We start from the raw sequence: 4,560 nt of genomic DNA on the forward strand, positions 1-4,560 counted from the left end.
GGATCGTCGCCTTGGTGAGCCATTACCTCACCAACTAGCTAATCCCACCTGGGCATATCCTGACGCGAGAGGCCCGAAGGTCCCCCTCTTTGGCCCGAAGGCGTTATGCGGTATTAGCCATCGTTTCCAATGGTTATCCCCCACATCAGGGCAATTTCCCAGGCATTACTCACCCGTCCGCCGCTCGACGCCGTTAACGTCACCCGAAGGTTCAGATAACTCGTTTCCGCTCGACTTGCATGTGTTAGGCCTGCCGCCAGCGTTCAATCTGAGCCATGATCAAACTCTTCAATTTAAGATTTTGTTCGGCTCAATGAATACTGAACATTACATAAGTAATGTTTGAATTGACTGTGCTGAATCTTTCGATTCAATGGTCACTTCGTTTCATTGAAACCTAATTTGATACCGAAGTATCTAATTTGATTATCATCAACGAGTGCCCACACAGATTGATAGGTTTATATTGTTAAAGAACATTCTCTTCAGAACTCTGCGTTTCGCTTTCCGTTTGAAGAGGCGGCTATTCTAGCGAGATGATTCTCAGTGTCAAACACTTTTTCTAATTATTTTTGATTTTTTCAAATCCAACTAGAAGACCATCTTGTCAGCTAAACGCCTTACTGACTCTCGCCTGAACCCTTGTGGGCTCTGCCGTGTCAGTGAGGACGTATTATAGAGATCCGGATCACGCTGGCAAGTGTTTTTTAAAGAAAATATTTAAAAATACGCCATTTGCGGCTTTATTAGCCAAAAGCACGTAAAAGTGGAGGTTTATCGAACAACGCTCTCTCAATCTGTTCGTGTTGCTAAATCTAAGTATGTATTAATTAACCGTCTAACAAGGTTTTGGTCACCGTTAGCGGGAAGTATTGTCTTCAAAATAATAAGAAATACATGCTCTTGGATTTAAGTACTCGCGAACCTCTTTCGGTAATCTTTCTGGATGAATCACTGATTTGACTTTCAACTCTTTTTCTTCAAGAGGAATAATAGGTGCTTGTAGCTTAGGGACTGTGGGGTCGTAAATCAGCACATTGGGGCAGAGTAAGTTACCGCTATTAATGGAAACAACAAGACCAACCATCTCATTAGACAGTTTTACTACGGTACCTGGTGGGTAAATCCCCATATACTTGATAAGAACGTCGAGATTTTCTTGGTTGTACAACGTTTTGGTGTGTTTGTATAAATAGGATAATGCGGTATAGGGAATTTTCTTCTCGCTTGGTATTTGATGATGACACAAGTTATCAAAGGCATTAGCGACAGAAATTATCTGCGAGAAAGTATCAATTTCCTCCCCTTTCAGCCCTAACGGATAACCGCTACCATCCAACAGTTCATGGTGTTGTTCAATCACGGTAATGACTTCTTGCGGTAAGGTATCCATCATACCTGCAATATTACTGCCGTATTGGGTATGCAATTTTAGGTAGTTCGTTTCTGGCTCTGTCAGTGGCGTCGTCTTTCTCAATATAGCCGGAGGAATTTTCACTTTACCAATATCATGGAACAGTGCCGATAAGGCGACCAGCTTTATTTCTTCTGGTTCGAAGCCCCGAGCTTTAGCTATCATCATGGATAACACCGAAACATTTAGGCTATGGAAGTAGATATCTTCAAACTCACTTTTGCTTCCCATTAGATGCAACGTGACTTCATCTTCAGACAGTAAAGTATCAACGATATCATCCACTAATAAACGTGCTTCTTTCGTCGCTTGCTCTGGTCTACTGCGTAACTTAGCCATCACATTGCGAATTCTGGCCAGTGAGCGGTCAAATTCTTTCTCACATCGAGAAACCCGTCTTCTATATGCACTCAGCTCTTCTATACGCTTTTGTTTCTCTTCCCATAATTGATCTGAGCTCGCTTGAATTTGAGTTTTAGGTTTTAAGGGGGCATGTTGCGCAGGGAGTGGCAGTACATCACTTAAGTCCGGATTCACATAAACGAATTTCACCCCAAGCTGCTTAATAATGTGGACTTGTTCGTCTGACTTAATCTTAAAAACGTTGAATAGGAATGGATGATCATTCCATTTGAGAGGAAGCCGAACATGGAGGCCCGGCTGAATTCGATCCACTGAAATCTTGATACTTGCCACAACTTAACTGCAACTGATCATAAAACACTCAGCGAGTTTAAATAACTTCATGTGCTAATTCATCTAATTATTATTAAACTGTGACCAAATAATAAATTTAACAACAAGCACTTTTCTACTCAGACAATCTACTCTTGTTCTCTGTTACCTTTATTCAGAATAGCCGCAATTCTTGGGTCTAGTGCTGTTCCATGTTGCTGCTCAAACTCTTCTCGTTTAAGGTCTACGAGGTTTTTCACTGAGTGCTGGGCTAAACCTTTTGGCAGTTCTGTCACCAATTTACCTTTCTCTTGTAAGCTCATAGCCTCTCGGTAAAACTCTTTAAAACGACGAACAATCATCGACTGAGGTAAGCGGCGCAGTTCATAGCCTTTATTTTGCATAATCCACTTTTCAAGTTGATTATTTGGCTCTTTATTTATGACGCGGTTCATTGCCTCCAAAGACTCTGATTCGGTAAGCTGAGTCTTGAGCAAGGTCAGCTCTCCCATTATTGGTGGCCATTTTTCGCCCGCCTGCAGTCTCTCTCGGCAATGCTGCATCACGCGCATTAATTCTGCTTCCGTCAAACTATCCGCAAAGTCGAGAAAACGTCCCGTCGGGCGTCGCCCGTAAGATTTAATCCACGTCGACTCGTAAATACTCAGTAAGGTACCGAATATATAGTTACACCAATCGCTAGGTTGTCTTTCTTGCTCAATCTCATTCGTGGTGACAACGCGAGACGATGCTGTGGCCATCACTTCAGTCGAGCGTAACTCCTGAGGTACACGCTCATCTTTTGGAGTAACAGCTTTTGAGGCCTTCAAGTGCTCAAGGCTACCGCTGACCCCCATTTCTCTGAGTTTTCTTTCCATTGTGCCAAAATCAACGTTTTTCGGCTTGTTGCTGTTACTCATGGCTATTACCTATGTAAAGTATGCAAAGTGCGCTCTATTCAAGAGCTAAAAATTCGGGTTCTTACCTTGTCCTCGTAAGTACTCTCGAAATTCTTCTGAAGGACTCACATCGCCAGATTTGTTAGACGTTTGATAGGATTGACGACGTCTTTCTTCAGCTTGCTTGCGGCGATCCTCTGCCTGTTTCTCATTGACTATCCACAACCTTAGCTTATTAAGCATTTGAGTGACATTGGTGTACTCATTCGCTCGTGTTTTGTAATAAACCACAAATTTTTCCCAGAACAAATTAGGATCAATTTCCAACCGAGAAAAAGCGATAGTTTGAGAGGCCCAATCTGGAATTTCGAACTCATTGAGATCATGAGTCGATAAATACTGGCTATTCGTTGCTGGCTGGGCACTTTGATTCTTAGACCCAAAGTTACTGTTTTGCTCTTTGCGATAATTTGGTTGCTGCTCTCCAATGACCGCTTGCAGACTGCCAGATCGTTTCGAATACTCAAGCCAGTCCTCTAGCTGACGCGCTAAACGTGTAATGTTCGTTGTGTTGGTACCATGCTCGCGAACGAAGTTTTGCCACACACTGTCTCTGCTATTAGGCGGAACCTTATAAAGATCAAGAGATGGAACTGACCAACCTGGAGCACTAGATTCTTGCATAGTCGTCACACGGGAAGGCTGACGAGCAGTCGGAGCAGCACTCGACGCCTCAATAACGGGTAATCGATTCGGCTCAGAGCTTATTAATGTGAAGTGATGCTTTTGTCCCAGAGGTGTCGACTCAACTTGCCCTTTGGTTAATAGCCCTTTATTGGCGAGACTAGTTAAGACATCAGCTAAGCCAAACTCCCCCAACAAACACTCTTTGGCAATGTCCGATAGTACAAATACCACATTCCCATCTTGGCCGGAAATATCTGCTAATTTCAATAATACTAACTTCTCATTAGCTGTGATGTCAGTTTGTTGCCAAGCTATATGGGTAAATTTTGTACTCACAGTAATTCTCCTATCTGTTCTCTAGATTCTAGCGCTTCGACTGCCCATAAACAAACAGAGAAAGATGAGAGCTTTGACGTCGCAGCCGTATTTAATTCAGCTCTAGGTGGATGACGGAATATTTTGATTGTAATCAGATAACCAAACGGGGGGATATGTGGGAACACTGTTTGTCACGTTTACCGATAAGATATTTCGACGTCGGCCTCACTAATGGTCGTGCGGCAAGCGCTTCGTTAGTTCCTATCACTCACTCTGCAGGTGTCACTTCAGAGCTTATGGCGATTATGTCATAACAAACCAATTGAAATGTCACAAAAAGGCTAATGATTGGCTTTTTTAACCTGAGATCGGTTTAAGCCATCGCCATCAATCCTGTCTTTTCAGTGTTTGTGATGTTGAGTGATGGCTTTTCTGGTTTCAGACAGTAAGCGATTAGTCCGCCAAGTAAATTCAACATAAAACCATGTAAGCTGCGATGCCTTGAGTGCTCTATTTGAGATATATTCTTTAATTGGTCATTAATCGTTTCAATAATGAACCTTTTTG

Annotated in this window: 4 protein-coding genes and 1 rRNA gene; all 5 read right to left on the reverse strand. The window is 42.6% G+C overall.

Going from position 1 to position 4,560, the window contains the following annotated elements:
- Positions 1-295 (reverse strand): 16S ribosomal RNA (locus tag VTH8203_RS17675); the annotation flags it as partial.
- A 564-nt stretch (positions 296-859) separates the two neighbouring features.
- On the reverse strand, positions 860-2,110 hold the full coding sequence (locus VTH8203_RS17680) for a cyclic di-GMP phosphodiesterase (RefSeq protein ID WP_096994852.1): 1,251 nt from the start codon (positions 2,108-2,110) through the stop codon (positions 860-862).
- Positions 2,111-2,238: 128 nt separating this feature from the next.
- Positions 2,239-3,009 carry a hypothetical protein gene (locus VTH8203_RS17685; RefSeq protein WP_096994853.1) on the reverse strand — a complete coding sequence of 257 codons (771 nt, stop codon included), beginning with the start codon at positions 3,007-3,009 and terminating at the stop codon, positions 2,239-2,241.
- A gap of 45 nt (positions 3,010-3,054) precedes the next feature.
- Positions 3,055-4,011 carry a helix-turn-helix domain-containing protein gene (locus VTH8203_RS17690; RefSeq protein ID WP_096994854.1) on the reverse strand — a complete coding sequence of 319 codons (957 nt, stop codon included), beginning with the start codon at positions 4,009-4,011 and terminating at the stop codon, positions 3,055-3,057.
- 355 nt (positions 4,012-4,366) lie between these two features.
- Positions 4,367-4,560: transposase (locus VTH8203_RS17695; protein WP_279627160.1), on the reverse strand; the 194-nt coding region annotated here is incomplete at its 5' end.

Source organism: Vibrio thalassae, assembly GCF_900089835.1.
Lineage (GTDB): Bacteria > Pseudomonadota > Gammaproteobacteria > Enterobacterales > Vibrionaceae > Vibrio > Vibrio thalassae.